Origin of the sequence: Sphingomonas caseinilytica (assembly GCF_023516455.1) — a bacterium.
Lineage (GTDB): Bacteria > Pseudomonadota > Alphaproteobacteria > Sphingomonadales > Sphingomonadaceae > Sphingomicrobium > Sphingomicrobium caseinilyticum.
This window is the reverse complement of the sequence record NZ_JAMGBA010000001.1, coordinates 1014805-1034229: the sequence shown is the minus strand read 5'-3', so window position 1 is coordinate 1034229 and position 19425 is coordinate 1014805. Positions and strand designations below refer to the sequence as shown.

17 protein-coding genes are annotated in these 19425 nt (G+C 63.3%); 9 read left to right on the top strand and 8 right to left on the bottom strand.

Going from position 1 to position 19425, the window contains the following annotated elements; translation table 11 throughout:
• Positions 1-13 precede the first annotated feature (13 nt).
• Positions 14-2008 carry a M3 family metallopeptidase gene (locus tag LZ496_RS05205; RefSeq protein WP_249903517.1) on the bottom strand — a complete coding sequence of 665 codons (1995 nt, stop codon included), beginning with the start codon at positions 2006-2008 and terminating at the stop codon, positions 14-16.
• A gap of 80 nt (positions 2009-2088) precedes the next feature.
• Positions 2089-2952 (bottom strand): nuclear transport factor 2 family protein, encoded by an 864-nt coding sequence (locus LZ496_RS05200; RefSeq protein ID WP_249903516.1) that lies wholly within the window; start codon positions 2950-2952, stop codon positions 2089-2091.
• A 158-nt stretch (positions 2953-3110) separates the two neighbouring features.
• On the opposite strand from LZ496_RS05200, the gene LZ496_RS05195 reads away from it, so the two are divergent.
• The 6 genes from LZ496_RS05195 to LZ496_RS05170 all read left to right on the top strand — a co-directional run bounded on the left by LZ496_RS05195 (position 3111) and on the right by LZ496_RS05170 (position 9653).
• Complete coding sequence (locus tag LZ496_RS05195) at positions 3111-3782, top strand: potassium channel family protein (protein ID WP_249903515.1); 672 nt, start codon at positions 3111-3113, stop codon at positions 3780-3782.
• A 40-nt stretch (positions 3783-3822) separates the two neighbouring features.
• Positions 3823-5244: a M20/M25/M40 family metallo-hydrolase gene (locus LZ496_RS05190; RefSeq protein ID WP_249903514.1), complete on the top strand. Its 1422-nt coding sequence runs from the start codon at positions 3823-3825 to the stop codon at positions 5242-5244.
• Positions 5245-5330: 86 nt separating this feature from the next.
• Complete coding sequence (locus tag LZ496_RS05185; RefSeq protein ID WP_249903512.1) at positions 5331-6269, top strand: DMT family transporter; 939 nt, start codon at positions 5331-5333, stop codon at positions 6267-6269.
• A gap of 7 nt (positions 6270-6276) precedes the next feature.
• Entirely contained in the window at positions 6277-8562 is a 2286-nt protein-coding gene (locus LZ496_RS05180; RefSeq protein WP_249903511.1) for a ribonuclease R family protein, read from the top strand.
• 128 nt (positions 8563-8690) lie between these two features.
• Positions 8691-8930 (top strand): hypothetical protein, encoded by a 240-nt coding sequence (locus LZ496_RS05175; protein WP_249903510.1) that lies wholly within the window; start codon positions 8691-8693, stop codon positions 8928-8930.
• Positions 8931-9023: 93 nt separating this feature from the next.
• A complete protein-coding gene (locus tag LZ496_RS05170; RefSeq protein ID WP_283937881.1) occupies positions 9024-9653 on the top strand; it encodes an NADPH-dependent FMN reductase in 630 nt (209 codons plus the stop codon).
• Here the strand turns inward: LZ496_RS05170 and dcd are convergent, their stop codons facing one another.
• A complete protein-coding gene (gene dcd, locus LZ496_RS05165; protein ID WP_249903509.1) occupies positions 9654-10208 on the bottom strand; it encodes a dCTP deaminase in 555 nt (184 codons plus the stop codon).
• Positions 10209-10397: 189 nt separating this feature from the next.
• Between dcd and LZ496_RS05160 the strand changes: the two genes are divergently transcribed.
• On the top strand, positions 10398-11891 hold the full coding sequence (locus tag LZ496_RS05160) for a replicative DNA helicase (protein ID WP_249903508.1): 1494 nt from the start codon (positions 10398-10400) through the stop codon (positions 11889-11891).
• 132 nt (positions 11892-12023) lie between these two features.
• On the opposite strand, the gene chrA is transcribed toward LZ496_RS05160, so the two are convergent.
• From chrA to LZ496_RS05145, 3 genes are read right to left on the bottom strand one after another with little or no spacing between them, the layout of a single operon-like run.
• Complete coding sequence (chrA, locus tag LZ496_RS05155) at positions 12024-13214, bottom strand: chromate efflux transporter (RefSeq protein ID WP_366516688.1); 1191 nt, start codon at positions 13212-13214, stop codon at positions 12024-12026.
• Positions 13211-14641, bottom strand: a complete 1431-nt coding sequence (gene astD / locus LZ496_RS05150) for a succinylglutamate-semialdehyde dehydrogenase (protein ID WP_249903507.1) — start codon at positions 14639-14641, stop codon at positions 13211-13213. The genes chrA and astD overlap by 4 nt, the downstream gene beginning before the upstream one ends.
• Positions 14642-14688: 47 nt before the next feature.
• Positions 14689-16065, bottom strand: coding sequence for a protein adenylyltransferase SelO family protein (locus LZ496_RS05145; RefSeq protein ID WP_249903506.1), 1377 nt, complete (start codon positions 16063-16065; stop codon positions 14689-14691).
• Between the two features lie 40 nt (positions 16066-16105).
• Here LZ496_RS05145 and LZ496_RS05140 point away from each other — a divergent pair, with 40 nt between their 5' ends.
• Entirely contained in the window at positions 16106-16978 is an 873-nt protein-coding gene (locus LZ496_RS05140) for an alpha/beta fold hydrolase (RefSeq protein WP_249903505.1), read from the top strand.
• Here LZ496_RS05140 and LZ496_RS05135 read toward each other — a convergent pair.
• The gene (locus LZ496_RS05135; protein ID WP_249903504.1) at positions 16975-17577 is read right to left on the bottom strand and encodes an SCO family protein; all 603 of its coding nucleotides are present in this window, start codon (positions 17575-17577) and stop codon (positions 16975-16977) included. The genes LZ496_RS05140 and LZ496_RS05135 overlap by 4 nt on opposite strands.
• The gene (locus tag LZ496_RS05130; protein ID WP_249903503.1) at positions 17574-18005 is read right to left on the bottom strand and encodes a copper chaperone PCu(A)C; all 432 of its coding nucleotides are present in this window, start codon (positions 18003-18005) and stop codon (positions 17574-17576) included. Before LZ496_RS05130 ends, LZ496_RS05135 begins: the two co-directional genes overlap by 4 nt.
• Before the next feature lie 252 nt (positions 18006-18257).
• Between LZ496_RS05130 and LZ496_RS05125 the strand changes: the two genes are divergently transcribed.
• On the top strand, positions 18258-19424 hold the full coding sequence (locus tag LZ496_RS05125) for an efflux RND transporter periplasmic adaptor subunit (RefSeq protein WP_249903502.1): 1167 nt from the start codon (positions 18258-18260) through the stop codon (positions 19422-19424).
• The last annotated feature ends 1 nt before the right edge of the window (position 19425 follow it).

Below are 19425 nucleotides of genomic sequence, written 5' to 3'. Positions count from 1 at the left end.
GGCTCCGTGTCTCCTACTGGTCTTTTTCCATCTTGGCCTTGTAGGCTTCGATGCTGACAGGCCGGCCGAGAAAGTCCTCAACCAGTTGCGCTGCGGGCTTTCTTCCACCCGGTGCCAGGACCAGCTTGCGATACCGCTCGGCGGTTGCCCGGTCGCGCAGGCCGTTCTTGTGGAACTCGGTGAACAGATCGTCGGAAATCACCACCGACCAACGGTAGGTATAATATGCCGCTGCATAGCCAGTGAGGTGCGAGAAGCTGGCCTGCATCTGCGCATAATCGGGCATCGGCACCAGGGCATATTTGGCATCAGCCGTCCGAGTTGCGGCGCCGAGATCCGCCGGCGCCTTGCCCAGGTAGAATTGCAGCGAGACGTTCGACAAGCCGAGCTGGCGCATGTCCCCCATGCCGAGGTCGAAGTAGCGGGCACGGTTCATCTGCTCGACCAGCTCGCGCGGGATCGGGTTGCCCGACGCGTCGACCGCGAACTTTTTCAGCGTTTCGTAATCATAAACCCAATTTTCGAGCATCTGGGACGGCGCTTCGCCGAAATCCCACTCGGTCGCGATGCCGCTCTGGGCGGCCCAGCGCTGGTTCTGGCCGCCGAATAGCGCGTGGATCAGATGGCCATATTCGTGGAGGAAGGTCTCGACGTCGCCATGCTCCATCAGTCCGGTCGTGTGATCGCCCTTCGGCAAATTCATGACCAGCGCCGCCACGGGGACCTGGCCCCGGACTCCGACGCGCACGGGCACGGCGTTGGCATGCTCATATTTCCCCGGCCGTGGATGGGAATCGAAGTAGAAGCGGCCGATCAGCTTGCCCTGATCGTAAAGCTCATAAGCTTCGACATCCTCATGCCAAACCTGCGTCTGCCAGGGCCGGATATCGACGCCGAACAAATCCTCCGTCCATTGGAGGATGCCGTCCCGGACATTGTCGTAGGCAAAATATTTGCGGGCTTCCTTGCGATCGAACCCGTAGGATTGTTTCTGGACGATCGGGTTGAGGAATGCGCCGTCCCAAGGCTCGATCTTGGTCGCTCCGGGCTGGAGTTGCTGCAACGCCGCCAGCTTCTTCGCATAATCGCGTTGCCCGGCCGGGCGCGCCGCCGAGGCCATCTCGTCAAGCAGAGCCTGAACCTTGTCTGGAGTGTTCAGCATCCGGTTTTCATAGTTGAGGGTCGCGTAGTTCGGCCGACCGACCAGCTTGGCCAGCTCATCCCGCTTGTTGATGAGGTCGCGCAAGATCGGGTCGTTAACGGGATAGCCGCGCTGATTATATTCGCGGTGGAAGCGATGACGAAGCTCTTCGCTCTTCGCGTAGGTCATTACCGGCACATAATCCGGATATTCCGTCGTCAAGGTGATCTTGCCGTCCGGCCCGGGCTTGTGGGCGTCGAGAAAATCCTGGGGAAGGCCTTCAAGCTCGGCCGGCGTCGCCGTGATCTTTCGCTGGTCCTTCGGGATATTGGCCTCGAAGGTGGTGCCGAGCTGCGAAATCTCGTCGGACAGAACTTGCGCCCTGGCGCGCCCGGCCGGATCGAGAGCAACACCAGCACGCTCGAACTCGCCCAGCGCCCGCGTCAGGAGCAATTGGGTTTCGGGATCGTCGGCCGGGACCTTGATTGCCTTGAGGCGATCATATGCTGCACGGGACAGGGAAAGCTTGTTGCCTTCGCTGCCGATCCTGACTTCACACTTCTCGCCCGCAGTTCGGCTTTCTGCGCTGGTCGAAACTTCGCGATACAGGATCGACTCCAGCGTGGCATTGAACAGCGCTTCGTTGAGCCGGTCGTAGGTCAGCAGGGTTTCGGCTACGGTCGCCGGGCCGGTCCCTTTCTCAAGCTCGGTCCGAAGCTTGGTACTCTGGGCCACCCAATAATCGCAGCGCTGATTGACTTCGGCGGCGGTGGGACTTCCCGTAAGTATCTGCGGCACATCCTGGGCGATTGCCCCGGCACCGATGAAGCTGGTTCCAATCAACAGCAAAGCTTTTGCGTAATGCATGGCGACTACCCCCTAATCCCCGAGCAGCGGAAGATTAGCGAAGGATACAAGAGCGTCAATTCAGCGAGCTTTGCCGGAACTCACTCCGCGATATAGCGCCACGGCTTGTCCGGCCCGTCGCGGCGCCAGACGGTGAAGAAGGCGAAGCCTCCTGCTTCCTTGGGGTCGTTGGGCTTGATCGTGCCGATGCTGACCGCGAGATCGCCGCTCGGGGCAGCAAAGCTGCGTTCCGTGCTCCAATGGATCTTGGCCGGACCCTCCTCCTTGAAGCCCGCGACCACCGCGTCCAGGCCATAGGCGAAGCCCGCGCCGCCGTACATGTTCATTGCATCCTGCCGGCCGAATTCGCCGAACGCCTGCTTCAGGCCGACAGTCTGGGCGCGGTCGGAGAAGGCTTTTTCCGCGGCGGCGACGCTTTGCTGGTGCGCGCTCGAATCCGTGGCTGGTTCGGCGGCGAAATCGGGCAGGGACGGGGGCAGCATCTTCTTGGACACCTCGCCGGCCGGGCGCACCTGCTGGCGATAGGCCACGACCCGCCAGCCTTCCGGCCGCTTGATCCAATAGGAGAGATATTTGCGGTCGCGCCGCGCCGGATCGCCGCCACTCACCGTCAGGAATCCGTAAGTGAAGCCCTGCGTGCCGTCGGCAGAAATCCCGCCCCGGATCGGCGACCAGCTGACGATGCCATCCTTGTAGGACGGGTTTTCGTGGAACAGCGCAATCACCGCGTCCCGGCCGATCGCGTGTCCCTTGGGAGACGGCATCACCGCATCCTTGTCGAGCATCGCGGAAATGCCCGCGACCGGATCGGCGGCCTTCGCGGCATCGACCGAGAAGGTGAGGTCGGCGGCCAGCAATTCGTTGACCGTCGACTTGGGGTCGGCGGGCTTGGCAGCAACCGGGGCGGCAAGACAAATCAGGGCGAGCAAGATGGTACGGAACATGGCGGAATCCCCTTTTCGCCGGGCTAGCTGCAGGATGGCATTGGCGCTGCATCGCGTCGACCGATATCGCTTCGCATTCGACCAGCCGACGAGCGGCGGTCTCCGTATTGTTGCCGATGGACGGGGCACTGCCGTGCAAGCACCAAGGCACCATGTCAGTGGATCGATCAAATCTCGGTGAAAGCCGATTCTGGACGAGATACAATCGGCATCGATACCAGATCCTTTTCTTCACCCTTCTGTTCACCCTGGCCGCAATGCCGATCGCGACCTTCTTTCAGTGGGGGTCGACCGCGATCGAATTGCTGTTTGGGGCAATCCTGATGGCCGCGGTCATGCCATTGGGAACGCCGAGGCGGCGACGAATGCTGATCATCGTCGTCGTCGTGGTGCTGCTTGCCCGGCCGGTTGCGACTGAGGCCGACCTGGACAAGGTTTCCGAAACTGCACTCGGCCTTTGGGCGCTGGTCGGGCTGCTGGCCGCGGCTGGCGCGTTGCGCTTCGTCCTGAAGGCCGACCAGATTGGAGGCGAGCACGTTTTCGCCGCGCTAAGCGCCTATTTGCTCGCCGGAGTCTTCTTTGGCGTCACATATTGGGCGATCGAGGTTGCGTTGCCCGGCAGCTTTGCCGGGCCATCTGACTTCTCGCGCGAAAGCGCGGTCTATTTCAGTTTCGTCACGCTGGCGACACTTGGATATGGCGACTTTCTTCCAAAAACCGACATGACGCGCGGCATCGTTGTGTTCGAAGTGATTGGCGGACAGCTGTTCCTCGCCGTCATGGTCGCCCGGCTGATCGGATTGTACACCGACACGCGAAAGTCGGATTGACAGCTGGAACGGCGCCACGCGGCGTGCTTAGTACCGCGCCATGTATCGCCCAGCAGCCCTCCTGATCGCCCTTTGTGCAACCACCTCAGCCGGCGCGACGACGCCGCTTCCGCCTCCCGAGGCGAAGGTCGCGGAAATCGCCCGTGCCGTCGATGCGGCCAGGATGAAGGCCACGGTGGAGAAGCTGGTCAGCTTCGGAACGCGCCACACCTTGTCGTCGCAGACCGATCCCAAGCGCGGCATCGGCGCCTCCGTCCGCTGGGCCGAAGCGGAGATGAAGAAGCACGGCCTGGAGACACTGCAGACTTGCGACACGGTCACCAAGCTCCCGCGCATCCCGACGCCGACGAAGATCTGCAATGCAGTCGCGATCCAGCGCGGCACCGAACGGCCCAACGACGTCGTCATCATCACCGGCCATATCGACAGCCGCGTCAGCGACCCGATGAATTTCACCTCCGATGCGCCGGGCGCCAACGACGACGGCTCCGGCACCGCCGCCGTGCTGGAGGCCGCGCGCGTTCTGTCGAAGCACAAGTTCCCCGGTACCATCGTTTATGCCGCCCTCTCCGGCGAGGAGCAGGGGCTGAACGGCGGCAAAATCCTGGCCGATTATGCCAAGGCGCAAGGCTGGAACGTCATCGCCAATTTGAACAACGATATTGTCGGCAACAGCTGCAGTTCCGATGGTGTGTGCAACGACAAGCAGGTTCGCATTTTTTCTGAAGGGTTGCGGTGGCAAGGCGGGGAAGAAATCCGCGCTCAGGTCCGCAGCCTTGGCGGCGAGAATGACTCCCCGTCGCGCAACATCTCACGCTTTCTCGATACTTTGGCCGAGCGCGTTCCGGACCTCGGCATCGACGTTATGCAGGTATGGCGCAACGATCGCTTCGGCCGCGGTGGCGATCACACCGAGTTCCTCAACGCCGGCTTCCCGGCCGTGCGCTTCTCGGTCGCGATCGAGAATTACAATTGGCAGCATCAGGATTTGAGGACCGAAAACGGCATCAAATATGGCGACACGATAGAGAATGTGGATTTCCCATATCTCGCCCGGGTGACGAAGCTGAACGTCGCCGCGCTCGCCTGGCTGGCCAGCGCCCCGCCGCCGCCGGAACCCAAGGTTGAAGGTGCGGTTAGCACGGATACCAAGATCAGCTGGCTCCCGGGCTCGGTACCGATGTTCAACGTGAGGTGGCGCCGGACGGATTCGAACAATTGGCAGAATTCCCAGCAAGTATGGAATATCGTCCGGCCGGATCAGGGCCCGCCCAACCCATGCTTCATCCGGGAAGAGCTGAAGCAATCGAAATGTGACGCGATCCTAAAGGGCGTTCGCGTCGACGATTGGGTATTCGGCGTCGCCTCGGTCAGCGCCGACGGCTTCGAAAGCCCGGTCGCGTCGGCCGTCCCCGGCGGCGCGTTCAAGCCCTATGTGAAGCCGGCGGAGCCTGCGAAGTAGTCGTCATTGCGAGGAGCGATAGCGACGCGGCAATCCATTTCACTGGATTGCTTCGCTTTGCTCGCAATGACGGTTAGGGCTTAGTCATGCCGCGATCCGCCACCTTCGACACCGATCGCCCGGCGGAGCAGCGGCCAATCGCCGGCGTGGGCCTCCGCCTCCTGACGGCCTTGCTCCTCGCCGTCATGTTCGCGCTGGTGAAGCTGGCGTCGACGCGCGGGGTCGCCCTGGTCGAGAGCCTCTTCTACCGCCAATGCGGGACGGCGCTCTGCGCGGTCGGAATGGTCGCGGCCGGTCCCGGCTTCGGGTCGTTGCGCACCAAGCGGGTCGGCGCGCATGTCGGGCGAATGGCGCTCGGCCTTACGGCCATGGCGCTGAACTTCGCCGCGATGATCCTGCTGCCCCTGGCCGAGGCGACCGCGATTGGGTTTTCGGTTCCGATCTTCTCGACCGTGCTCGCGGCCATGGTTCTGGGCGAGCCGACCGGACGCTGGCGCTGGGGCGCGGTCGCGGCCGGTTTTCTAGGCGTTCTGCTGATCGTCCAGCCAGGGACCGGTCAGGTCCCGATCCTTGGCGCCTCAGTGGCGCTGATCGCGGCCTTGCTGACGGCATCGGTGACCATCACGATCCGGCACCTGGGCAAGACCGAGCGGGCCAGCACCACCGTATTCTGGTTCGCGGCCAGCTCGCTTGTCCCGCTCGGTGTGATGATGATCTGGTTCGCGGGCGCACATGATCCCGTGACATGGGCCATTCTCGGCGCATTGGCGCTTGCCGGCGGGCTGGCGCAACTGACCCTCACCGGCGCGCTCCGGCTGGCGCCGGTCGCGCTGGTCATGCCGATGGACTACACCAGTCTGATCTGGGCCGTGCTGCTCGGCATGTGGATTTTCGGCGAGCTGCCGACGCCGTGGATCTGGATCGGCGCACCGATCATTATCGTTAGCGGCCTGGTCATCGTCTGGCGCGAACATCGCATGGCACGGCAGGCCGCATTGTCAGCGGCGACCGCCGCGCCCAACTAGGAGCCACATGCCCCGCAAATCTTCCCAGGGACTTCCGACCCGCCAGCAGATCCTCGACTTCATCGAATCCAGCGGTCAGCCGGCGGGCAAGCGCGAGATCGCGCGGGCGTTCGGCCTCTCCAGCCACGACAAGATCATGCTGAAGGCGTTGCTTAAGGACATGGCGGACGAGGGGCTCATCGACTCCTCGCCCGGTCGCGCCTTCCACAAGGCGGGCGGCGTGCCCAAGGTGACAGTGCTTCGGGTCGTGTCAGTCGACGATGGTCAGGTCTGGGCGCAGCCCGAAAACTGGCACGCCGATACGCCGCCGCCGAAACTGCGCGTGATCGAGCGGGGACGCCGCTCGGCGCTGGCGCTCAACGACCGGATCCTCGCCCGTACCGAGGAAGCCGGAAAGGGTCACGTCGCCCATGTGATGAAGAAGTTGCAGCGCTCAGCAGAGCTGGTGCTGGGCGTGGTGCGTAGGGAAGGAGATCGCTTCTACCTTACTCCGGTCGACAAGAAGGAGCGGCGCGAGCTTCCGATTTCCGAGCTCAAAGATGCACAGGAAGGCGACCTCGTCCTGTGCGAGCCGTCTGGCCGTCCGCCGAGGGTAACGGCCCGTGTCGATGCGATCCTTGGGGATCCCTTCGCGCCCCGCAGCTTCAGCCTGATCGCGATCCACAAACATGGGCTGCGCGACGAATTCCGGACCGAAGCGATCGTCGAGGCCAAGGCGGTGGCCAAGCAGAAGCTCGGCGATGACCGCGAGGACCTTACCCATTTGCCGATCGTCGCTATCGATCCTGAAGATGCGCGCGATCATGACGACGCGATCTGGGCCAACCCACGCGAGGACAGCGACGGTTGGGATGCGATCGTCGCGATCGCCGACGTCAGTTACTATGTCCGCCCGGGAAGCGAGCTCGACCGCGAGGCGCGGGCTCGCGGAAACAGCGTCTATTTCCCCGACCGCGTCGTGCCGATGCTGCCGCACGAATTGTCGTCGGACATCTGCTCGCTGAAGCAGGGCGAGGTGCGTGCCGCGATGGCCTGTCACCTTCATGTCGGCAAGGACGGAGCCCTCAAGAGCTGGCGATTTTCGCGAGCCAAGATTTGTGTGATCGCAAACATTGCATATGAGGATGCTCAGGCCGCGATGGATGCTGCTGGCGAGCAAGTCATTGAAAATGCTTCCTCTCCTTGCTCAATGCCAGAACTCGAGCCTCATGATCCCGCCGTCTCGAAGGAACTTGTCGACAAGGCGCTGAAGCCCCTTTGGGCCTGCTGGCGAGCGTTGCTCAAGGCGCGTGAAAAGCGCGAGCCGCTGGAGCTCGACCTGCCGGAACGGCGGGTGATGCTCGACGAAAAGGGCCGCATCCTCTCCGTCGCGCCGCGCGAGCGGTTGGACGCTCATCGGCTGGTCGAGGACTATATGATCGCTGCCAACGTCGCGGCGGCGAAGGCGCTGGAAAAGAAGAAGGCGCCCGTCATGTACCGCGTCCACGAAGGGCCCGGCCGCGAGAAGCTGGTCGCGCTCAAGGATTATCTTGCAACCTTCGATATCGAATTCGCGCTGGGACAGGTGATCCGGCCGGCGACCTTCAACCGCATCATCGAGCGTGTCGGCCCTGACCATGACGCGCGGCCCGAGATCATGGAGCAGGTTCTCAGAACCCAGATGCAGGCCCGCTACGGTCCCGAGCCGCTCGGCCATTTCGGACTGGCGCTAGCCTCCTACGCCCACTTCACCTCGCCCATCCGCCGCTACGCCGACCTGCTCGTCCACCGTTCGCTGGTTAGCTCCTACAGGCTGGGTGACGGCGGCCTTCCGCCCGCGGATGCCGAGCAGTTCACCGAGATTGGCGAGCATATTTCGATGCTCGAACGCCGGGCGATGGAGGCGGAGCGAGAGACGATCGACCGGTATGTCGCCGCCTTCCTCGCCGACAAGGTCGGGCAGATCCTCCGCTGCAGGATCACCGGGGTGCAGCCGTTCGGCTTCTTCGCCACGGTCGAGGATCTGGGCGGCGACGGATTGGTCCCGGCCGCGATCCTTGGGAACGAATATTTCCGTTACGACGAGGCCGCCCGGGCGCTGGTTGGGGAAGAGAGCGGCGAGACCTACCGTGTCGGCCAGCATCTCGAGTTGAAGCTGGTCGAAGCCAATCCTGCCTCCGGAGCGCTCCGCTTCGAACTACCCGAAGGAAAGTTTGCCGGCCGATCCAACGCCCCACAACGCCGCGACAGGGTCAGGACCGGCGGGAAGCGCGGCCGCCCCGCCAATATCCGGCATCAGGGCCGCCGTCGTTAGTCGAGCGGTTCGTCGACGCCTCATTTCGACCAAGTCCGTTCGTCCATCTGCCAGCCGACAGGGGGCGAATGGCGGCCAAAAACCTCGCGGGGTAAAAGGCTTACGGGATGTCGATGGGGAGAAGTAACATGCGCACTAAAACGTTGAGCATCCTGTCGGCCGCAATCATTTCAGCTTCGCCTGCCGTGGCAAAGAACAACGGCCAGCAAGTTGCCGAGAACCAAGTCGGAGCGGTCAGTTCCGATGCTTCCGACGGCAACGCCACCAAGAAGGTCTGCCGCCGGCCGGCCGGAACCGGTTCGCGCCTCGCGACGAAGGTTTGCCTGACCAAGGACGAATGGAAACAGGTCGAGCAAGCAACAAAGTAGGCCCTGACCCTGGCTATCCACCCTGCCGGGCTAGTGCTGCGCAACAAATAGGCGCATGGCGCGCTTAACCGTTGCAAGCTCGGGAGGGTGGACATGGCCAATTACAAGATCGCGATCATCGTCGGCAGTCTTCGGAAAGAAAGCCTCAACCGGAAGATCGCGCGGTCGATGTGCGCAATGCGCGGCGACAATCTTGAATGCACGATGGTCGAGATCGGCGACCTGCCGCTCTACAATCAGGACTATGACCTGCAGAAGCAGCAGCCCGAGCCTTATGTGCGTTTTCGCGAGCAGGTGAGTGCCGCGGACGGAATCCTGTTCTGCACGCCCGAATATAATCGCGGCGTTCCCGGCGTCCTCAAGAATGCGATCGATGTCGGATCCAGGCCCTATGGGCGGAGCGTCTGGGACCGGAAGCCGGCGGCGATCATCAGCGCTTCACCCGGCTCGATTGGAGGTTTCGGCGCCAATCATGAGCTTCGCCAGGCCTGCGTCTTCCTCAACATGCCCGTGATGCAGCAGCCCGAAGCCTATCTGGGCCATGTGTCCGACGACAGTTTCGGCGAGGATGGCTGCCTCAAAGATGGGCCGCTCAAGGACCTGGTCTTCAAGCTGGCACATGCGTTCCACGACTGGGTGGATACGATCCTCCACGCCCGCGAACTGCTTGAGCATGATGCGGCACGCGAGGAGCGGGCGGCAAAGAGGAAGCAGAACGCCTGATTACAGCTTGGGCAGTGTAACGCCGCGCTGGCCCATATATTTGCCGGCGCGGTCGGAATAGCTGACCTCGCACCGCTCATTCCCTTTCAGGAACAGGAACTGGCAGGCGCCTTCGTTGGCGTAGATCTTGGCGGGCAGCGGCGTGGTGTTGGAAAATTCCAAGGTCACATGTCCTTCCCAGCCGGGCTCCAGCGGCGTGACGTTCACGATGATGCCGCAGCGGGCATAGGTCGATTTGCCGAGACAGATGACCAGCACGTCTTCGGGCACCCGGAAATATTCGACCGTCCTCGCCAGGGCGAAGCTGTTGGGCGGGATGATGCATACTTCGGTCTGGCGATCGACGAAGCTGTTCGACGCGAAATCCTTGGGGTCGACGGTCGCGCTGTCGACATTGGTGAAGATCTTGAACTCGTCGGCGACGCGGGCGTCATAGCCGTAGGACGACAAGCCATAGCTGATGCAGCCTTCGCGCCGCTGCGCCTCGACGAAGGGCTCGATCATCCCATTGTTGAGGGCCTGTTCGCGAATCCAGCGGTCCGATTGAATGGTCATGGAGTGTGGCTAGCGGCGCGTCGTATTGTCATCAATCGTCATTGCGAGCGTAGCGAAGCAATCTAGTTGCTGGATTGCCACGCTGCCTTCGGCTGCTCGCAATGACGCAGCGGTTTTCCACAACCCCCTCCACGGAAATCCGTATTTGCAGGGTGGAGGCGTAAGGCCGTTCGGCATACTCTCCTGCCAATGGCCGAAGTAATCCGAATCAACGAGGGAGCAGAAACTCCCGCGACACCAGCGCTCCCCCAGAATATCGAGGCGGAAGCGGCGCTGCTTGGCGCGCTGATGATCGACAATCGGCTGGTCGAGGACGTCCAGCTTCGCCTGAAGCCGCACCATTTCTTCGAGCCGCTACACGGCCGTATCTACGAAGCCATCCTCCGGATGACCGACAAGAATATGGTCGCCAATCCGGTGACTCTGAAGCCGATCTTCGACGCGGACGAAGCGATGAAGGAAGTCGGCGGCCCGGCATATCTGGCGCAGCTGACCGGGTCCGGCGCGGCGGTCATCGGCGCGCGCGATTTCGCGGCACAAATCTACGACCTTGCCCTCCTTCGGGCGCTGGTCGGTGTCGGGCGCGACATGGTCGAAAGCGCGCTGGATACGTCGGAGGAAGTCGAGCCTCTCGCCCAGATCGAGCGGGCCGAGAGCGAGCTTTACCGCGTCGCCGAAGAGGGGGGTACGGCCAACGCCGTCAAGAGCTTCGGCGACGCAACACGCCTTGCCTTGGAACAGGCCGAAAAGGCACTGAACAGCGGCGGCCATCTATCGGGCATCACTACCGGGCTCGACGGGGTGAACACGAAGGTCGGCGGCATGCACAAGAGCGACCTTGTGATCCTCGCCGGCCGCCCAGGCATGGGCAAGACCTCGCTCGCCACCAACATCGCGTTCAGCGCGGCGCAGCGCTTTTTGCGCGACCAGGAGGACGGGATCGAACCGTCAAAGAGCGCCGGCGCTCCGGTCGCCTTCTTCAGCCTGGAAATGTCGGCCGACCAGCTGGCGACGCGTATCCTTGCCGAGCAATCGGGGATCAGTTCCGAGAACCTGCGCATGGGAAAGATCAGCCAGCAGGAATTCCGTTCGCTGGCCCGCGCCGCGGGCGAGCTGTCGACGCTTCCGCTCTACATTGACGACACGCCCGGCCTCACCATCGCCGCGCTCCGTGCCCGTGCCCGCCGCTTAAAGCGGCAGAAGGGCATCGGCATGGTCGTGGTCGACTATCTCCAGCTGCTGCAGGGCACTGGCAAGGGCGGTGGCAACGACAACCGCGTGCAGGAAATTTCCGAGATCAGCCGCGGCCTCAAGCAGCTGGCGAAGGAACTGGACGTGCCGGTGATGGCGCTGTCGCAGCTAAGCCGCGCCGTCGAGCAGCGCGAGGACAAGAAGCCGCAGCTGTCGGACCTTCGTGAATCGGGCTCGATCGAGCAGGATGCCGACATGGTCTGGTTCGTGTTCCGGCCCGACTATTACGTCGCGGCCAAGCAGCCAGCCGAGGACCATCCCGAATTCGCCGCGTGGCAGGAGGAAATGGCGCGCGTCTACGGTACCGCCGAGCTGATCGTCGCCAAGCAGCGCCACGGCGCGACCGGCAAGGTTCGCCTCCGCTTCGATGCCAAGATCACCAAGTTCAGCGACCCTGGCGAGAACGACTATCTCCCGGAGATGCGCAGCTGAGCCGCAGAGCGTAATGTAAGCGGAGCGGAGCGAGCGTCATTGCGTCGATGCACGGCGAAGCCCGGCCGACCGGCGCGAAGCGACCGGATCGACGTCACGGGATTCACTCCCGTGACGGCTCAGCGGGAATGGTCATGCGAACGCCAGTGCGCCGACTGCAGCCGAGCCGATGACGACGGCCAATACGTTCATCCTGGACTTCCAAAGGTAGAGCAGCGCCAGCGAGGCGGCGAATATCGCGGCGCTGGGTAGAGGCGAGCTCAGCTTCAGCGCGATATTCCAGCCGAGCTGCAACGCAGTGACGGCGATCAGGCCGACGACCCCGGCGGCGATGCCTTCCAACAGACGATGCAACCGCTCGTCCTCGATCACGCGCTCGAGCCGGTCGTAGAACAATAGGCCGAAGGAGAAGGCGGGGAGGAAGATCCCGGCCGTGATCGCCAAGGCTCCGCCGAGGCCGCCCGCAAGGTAACCGACGAAGGTGGCGAAGATGATCAGCGGGGCGGGGATGCCGCCGCTCAGCGCCAGGCTGTCGAGGAACTGCCCCTCGCTCACCCAACCCCGACCGACGGCGTCGTTCCGGACGAAGGGGATGGCGGTGTAGGCGCCGCCGAACGTAAGCAAGCCTGCCTTGAGACCCGACAGGAACAGGGCGGCGGCTCCGACCGATCCGGCTTCGACGAGGCCATTGCCGGACATTGCGCCGCTGGCGCCGGGGCCGGTCATCCACAGTGCAAGAACCACTCCGATCGCAACGATTGCCGCCGACAGCGCGTACCGCCCGGATGCCGCCGCCGCGTAGAATAGCCCGGCCACTGGCAGGATGATCCAGAAGCTGACTCCCAGAAGGGATGCGATGGCGCTGCCGATGCCGGCCGCCCACAACCATTTGTCGGTCAGTACATGATCGCCGATCCGGTGCACCGCCCGGACGATAAGGGCGATGACCCCGATCTGGACTCCAAGGAAGATCGCCGCGATTTCCGGGCGATCCAGGTCCAGCCGCTGGTAGAGCCAGGCCAAGGCAAGGATGAGAAGAAGTCCCGGCAGCATGAAGCCCAACCCGGCCAGGAAACCGCCCAAACGTCCGCGCTTCATCATGCCGAGATGGACGCAAAGCTCATGCGCTTCAGGTCCCGGAAGCACCTGGTAGACGGCAAGCAACCGGTTGAAGCGCTCTGGGCTTAGCCATTGCTCTTCCTCGACCAGTTCGCGCTTGATCATCGCGATCTGCGCGACCGGGCCGCCCCAGGCTAGCAGTCCAAATCGAAGGAAGCGCGCGAAGAGCGCTGGGAGGCTGGGCTGGCTAGCCTCGCCCGTCACTCTGGTTCCGGCACATAGGCGTCGCGAAGGCCCTCGGTAATCACCGATCTGGCACCTTCTGCCTCGACACTTGTCACCGGATAGGCACAATAATCGGCAGCATAGAAGGCGCTCGGGCGATGATTGCCGCTATAGCCGACGCCGCCGAACGGGGCGTTGGAGGGCGCGCCGTTGGTTGGCCGGTTCCAGTTGATCACCCCGGACCGGACATTGGCCCAGAAGCGGTCGTAAAGCTTGGGGTCCTTGGTCAGGATGCTCGCCGCAAGCCCGAAGCGCGTATTGTTGGCCTCGTCGATCGCCGCGTCGAAATCCTTGACCCGGATCAGCTGCAACACCGGTCCGAACAGCTCTTCGTCCAGCCGATCCTTGGCATCGGTCATGTCGATCAACGAGGGCGTCAGATAAGGCCGCTCCTCAAATGGCCTGTCGAGGCGCCGGATCGGCTTTCCGCCCTTCATCATCAATCCGAGGAAGCGGTCCTGGAGGATGTCGGCGGTCACCAGGTCGATCACCGGGCCCATGAACGGTTGCGGGTCGGCCATCGGATGGTCGACGATGATCCGGTCGATGAGCTTGCAGATCTCGTCGACCAATTCCTGATGCTTGCCGTCCTCGACGATCAATCGACGCGCGGCGGTGCAGCGTTGCCCGGCGGACAGGTAAGCCGACTGGACGATGATCGTGGCGGCCGCCTTGAGATCGGGTGAGTCCCACACGACGATCGGGCTATTGCCGCCCAGTTCCAGCGCCAGGATCTTGTTCGGATTCTCCGCGAACTGGCGGTGCAGCGCCATTCCAGCGCCAACCGATCCGGTGAAAAGCAGGCCATCAATTCCAGCCTGTGCGGCTAATGCCTTCCCTTCGGCCGGGCCGCCGATCAGCAGCCGGATCACGCCTTCGGGCACACCAGCTTCGTGGAAGCATTCGACCAGGAAAGCTCCCGTCGCCGGCGTCTTCTCCGACGGCTTGAATACCACCGCATTGCCGGCCATCAGCGCCGGGACGATGTGGCCGTTGGGAAGGTGCGCGGGGAAATTATAGGGGCCGAGCACGGCCAGGACGCCATGCGGCTTGTGGCGTACCGTGACCTTGTTGCCCATCGCCGCTTCCAGCCGGCTGGTCGGTGTCCGTTGCGAATAGGCGTTGGCGGAAATATCGACCTTGGCGACGACGGAATTGACCTCCGTTTTGGCCTCCCAAAAGGGCTTGCCGGTCTCCCGTGCGATCAGCTCGGCGAATTCGGTTTCGCGGGCGCGGACGACATTGGCGAAACGGCGCAGCGTCTCCATGCGGTAGGTGACGCTATTCGCCGCCCATTCCGGCCAGGCGGCACGCGCGGCCGCGACCTCGGCCGCTGCATCCCCGACGGGACCGGACCAGATTTCAGCGCCGGTAGCCGGCTCGGTCGAGACAAGTTTTTCAGCCATTAATTCTCCGACACGCACCCGGCGCTAACCATGCGCGGCAAGACCGGTCAAGCCGGTGCGTCCGACGTCATGGCGTCACCAAGCCGCCGAATTGCGTCAATCTTGGACTCAAATGGGGACCAGTCGTCATGTTCGGCAATGGCGGCCCAAATGGCTTCCACTTCTTCGATATGCATGGAGCAGGGACCGGCATCGGCCCAATAGGCGTGGGAGGACGGATGTTGCCGCCTGTCCAGCAACGAGCGAAACTCTTTATACTCCTCGGCCGCATAGACCTCCCCCGCCGGCTGCCGCCCGCCGCGCCAATCGAAGAAGAAGCGGTCGATCTCGACCGATCCGGTCCTCAGCGCCGCCAGCATCGCCGAGATGAGCGGCCGGTCCTCGGCTTCCCCACGGCGCGCGATGCCGAGCCGCGCCAGCATCCGGTCCGACAGGGCCAGGTGGAACCGGTCGGGCCATGATGCCAGCAGATCGGACAGGGCCGGCGCCTCGCCGATCATCGCCAGGCATCCGGCCAGTTGCGCCACATCCCAATGGATCGCCTCCGGCTGACGGCCGAAGGCGTAAAGGCCGATCTCATCGAAGTATGCGGCGACGAATTCCTCGTCCCATTTCGGCGTGAACCGCCACGGGCCGTAATCGAAGCTCTCGCCGGTGATGTTGATATTGTCGCTGTTGAGGACGCCATGGACGAAGCCGGCCGCGATGTAGCTGGCGGCGAGCGTCGCGGTCGCCGAGCAGACCCGGTCGAACAGCCGTGCGGCATTTTCGGCATCGTCGCCCAGCGGTTCGTCAAGCAGGTGGACGAGGCAATATCGGGTAAGCGCGGCAATCCCTTCGACGTCACCGAAAAATGCGAAGCGCTGGAAATTGCCGATCCGGATATGCCCATGGCTGAGGCGCGTGAGCACCGACGAGCGGGTGGGCGATGGCTCGTCCCCGCGCCATAGCTCTTCACCGGTTTCGAACAGCGCGAAGCTCTTGGATGTGTTGACGCCCAGTGCCTCCAGCATCTCGGTCGCCAACACCTCGCGGACACCGCCCTTCAAGGTAAGCCGCCCGTCGCCACGCCGGCTGTATGGCGTCTGGCCGCTGCCCTTGGTGCCGAGGTCCAGCAGGCGCCCGTCATCGCCGCCGAGCTGCGCGAACAGGAAGCCACGGCCGTCGCCGATGTCGGGATTGTAAACCCGGAACTGGTGCCCGTGGTATTTAAGGGCAAGCGGCTGCGGGAGGTTTCCCGGCAAGGGCGCGAACCGGCAGAAATGCTTGCCCCACTGTTCATCGGACAGGTCGCAAAGGCCAATCCGGTTGGCCCACCGCCGATTGAGGAAACGCGGGGTACAAGCGGGGAAATCGGCCGGCGCGACCGGATCGTAGAATTTCTCGCCAAGTTCTTGGATCGGAACGGCTTGCGGCTTTGCCATCGGGCCGCGATAGGGGAGGGAGGCAAGCGGGGAAAGCGTAATGGCGAGTTGGACGGACCGTTTCTGGTACAGCGCCGAAGGGATCCGCCTCCACTACCGCAATTACGAAGGCCCACGGGACAAGCCGCCGATCCTCTGCATCCCGGGCCTGACGCGCAATGCGCGGGATTTCGAACCCGTTGCCGAACGCTACGCGGGCGACTGGCGCATCCTTTGCGTTGACCTTCGCGGGCGCGGGATGAGCGACAACGATCCCGATCCGAGCCGCTACACGCCGCAATTTTATGTCGCCGACATCATGAAGCTGCTGGACCAGGAAGGGATCGCCGACGCCGTCTTCATGGGAACGTCGCTGGGCGGCATCTGCACGATGCTGCTCGCCTCCAGCGATGCCGACCGGATCGCCGGCGCGATGCTGAACGATATCGGGCCGGAGATCGACCAGACCGGAATCGATCGCATCGGCGGCTATGTCGGGCGGGAAGTGAAATTCGGCAGCTGGGAAGAGGCTGCCGATACGTTGGAGGACCGTAACCGCGAAGTCTTCCCGCACTGGCAAAAGGACGATTGGGAACGTTTCGCCCAACGGATCATGCATGAAACGTCGGACGGAATCGCCTTCCAATATGACATGCGGATAGCCGAGAATTTTCGTGCCGCGACCGAAGGGCCCCAGGGCGCCAACTGGCATCTTTACGAATGCCTGGCCGGACGGCCTGTGACGATCCTTCGCGGCGAACTATCCGATCTTCTTGCGCCCGATATTGCCGGGCAAATGGTCGAGCGGCTCAATGGAGATGCCGAGCTGGTCGTCGTTCCCGCCGTTGGCCACACGCCGAACCTGGAGGAACCGGAATCGCAAGGGGCGATGGACCGGCTACTCAAGCGGGTGATGGATCGCGAAGAAGACTAGGCGGTAATCCGCCGTAGCTTGGCCAGAGCGACGTCGTTCCCTTCTTCCATGGCGATGGTCGAGCTGAACTGGCCGTTGCGATCCAGCAGGATCACGGTCGCGGTGTGGTCGACGCTGTAGCCGCCGCCCGGCTGCTCCACCTTTCGCGAAAAGATGCCGAACTGCTTCTTCACCTGCTCGATCTGCGCCGGCGTGCCAGTGAGGCCGATCACCGGCGTGTCGTACAGCTTCATATAGGTGTCGACTTCGGCGGGCGTATCGCGTTCGGGATCGACGCTGATGAACACGATCGACAGCGCGTCGTTGCCCTTGCCCAGATCGCGGCGCAGCTTCGTCAGGCGCGCCAGGGTCGTGGGGCAAACATCGGGGCAATGGGTGAAGCCGAAGAAGACTGCCGCGGGCTTTCCGTTGAGCTCGGCGCTGGAAAACGGCTTTCCACTCGACGCGGTCAGGTTGAATGGTCCGCCGATCGTTCCCAGTGACGTCTGGCTGAACGCCGGCTGCTCGGTCTTGGATTCCTGCCAAAGGAACACGACTAGGCCGGCGGCGACCAGGCCGACCAGCACCCACAACCCCAGCCGAAGCTGCTTCAGGTTCATTGCTCGCCTGCTTCCGCCACCCTGACCGATACTTTCTCTTCACCGCTTTCGCGGAATTTCAGGACGAGAGGAAAGCTGTCGCCGGTGTGAAGAGGCGTCCGAAGACCCTCCAGCATGATGTGCGTGCCGCCCGGCACCATCTTGATGCTGTTTCCGGCAGGGACGTTGATTTCGCCGGCCATCCGCATCCGGGCGACGCCGTTGGACATTTCCGTCTGGTGGACCATCGCCATCGCCGCGTGATCCGTCATCACGCTGACCAACCGGTCATCCTGGCCGCCCTTGTTTTCGATGGTGACATAGACCGCACCGGGCGCATCGCCGCGCGTCGGCCGGGCCCATGCATCGCTCACTTCGATATTGGCTTTGCCACCCTGGCCGCAGGCGGCGAGCAACGCCAGCGAGGGGATAAACAACATTCGCTTCATGGTTGTCGACGTAAGGCCGGACGCGGGCCTTCGCAATGGTGCCGGACCAAAGCAGGTAGCCGCATTTCCAGTATTGCAATGCAACTGAATTACCGCTTTTTGTAACAAAAGCTTCGACGAACGGTCATACTGCTTCCGCTAAGAGCCGTTCGGACGGCTGAAACTAGCTGATCTAGGCGCTATTCGTCCTGATCCGACTCAGGCGGTCTTCAAGGGGTGTGGAATGGTACGCGCAGTTCGGCGGTTGACCGCGTGAGGCTTTTTGGACGCATCGCATTGATAGCGGCGCTTGGCTCGCTGGCGGCTTGCGGCAGCGGCGAGGCGGAGGGTGGCGGCCGCGACGGCCAGCCGGCCCAGGTCGGCTTTGTCGTCGTCCAGGCGAGCAGCGTCCCCATCGAGAATTCGCTTCCCGGCCGTGTCGCAGCCTTCCAGATTTCCGAGGTCCGCCCGCAGGTTTCCGGCGTCATCCTCCGGCGCCTGTTCGCCGAAGGATCGGTGGTCCGCCAGGGGCAGACGCTCTACCAGATCGACCCCAGCATCTATCAGGCGCAGGTCGCCCAGGCCTCGGCCAATCTCCAGAGTGCCCGTGCCAGCGCCGAGGCCGCGTCAGCCCGCGCGGCTCGCTACAAGCCGCTGGCCGAAATGGAGGCGGTGTCGAAGCAGGATTACACCGACGCGCTGGCGCAGGCGCGTCAGGCCAATGCGTCCATTGCCCAGAATAATGCATCGCTTCGGGCCGCCCAGATCAACCTTCGCTACACCAGGGTCCCAGCTCCGATCAGCGGGCGCATCGGCCTCTCCAACTTCACCGAAGGGGCGCTGGTGACCGCCAACCAGGCGGATTCATTGACGACAATCACCCGTCTCGATCCGGTCTATGTCGACATCCAGCAGTCGGCACCCGACCTGCTCGTCCTGCGCCGGTCGCTGACCCGCGGCGGAACGGTGCCGACCATGGCCCAGGTCCGCCTGACGCTCCCCGACGGCAGCGATTATGGCTACACCGGCACGATCCAGTTCACGGAAGTGGTGGTCAATGCCGACACTGGATCGGTGACGCTCCGCGCCCGCTTCCCCAATCCCCAGTCGATCCTGCTGCCCGGCATGTTCGTGACGGCGAACCTGGCCCAGGCCATCAACACGACCGCCTACCTCGTTCCGCAGCAGGCGGTGGCGCGCGATCCCAAGGGCAATGCGACGCTTTGGGTCGTTGGGCCCGGCAACACGGCCGTGCAACGGACCGTCGTTGCCGAGCGGACCGACGGCCAGAACTGGGTCGTGACGCAGGGCCTTGCGGCCGGTGAGAAGGTCATCACTCAGGGCGTCGGCAATCTGCGGGAAGGGGCGAAGATCAAGCCCGTCCCGGCAAGCACTCCGCAGCGTACCGCGCCAGCCAAGCCGGCCGGGCGCGCGTCCTAAT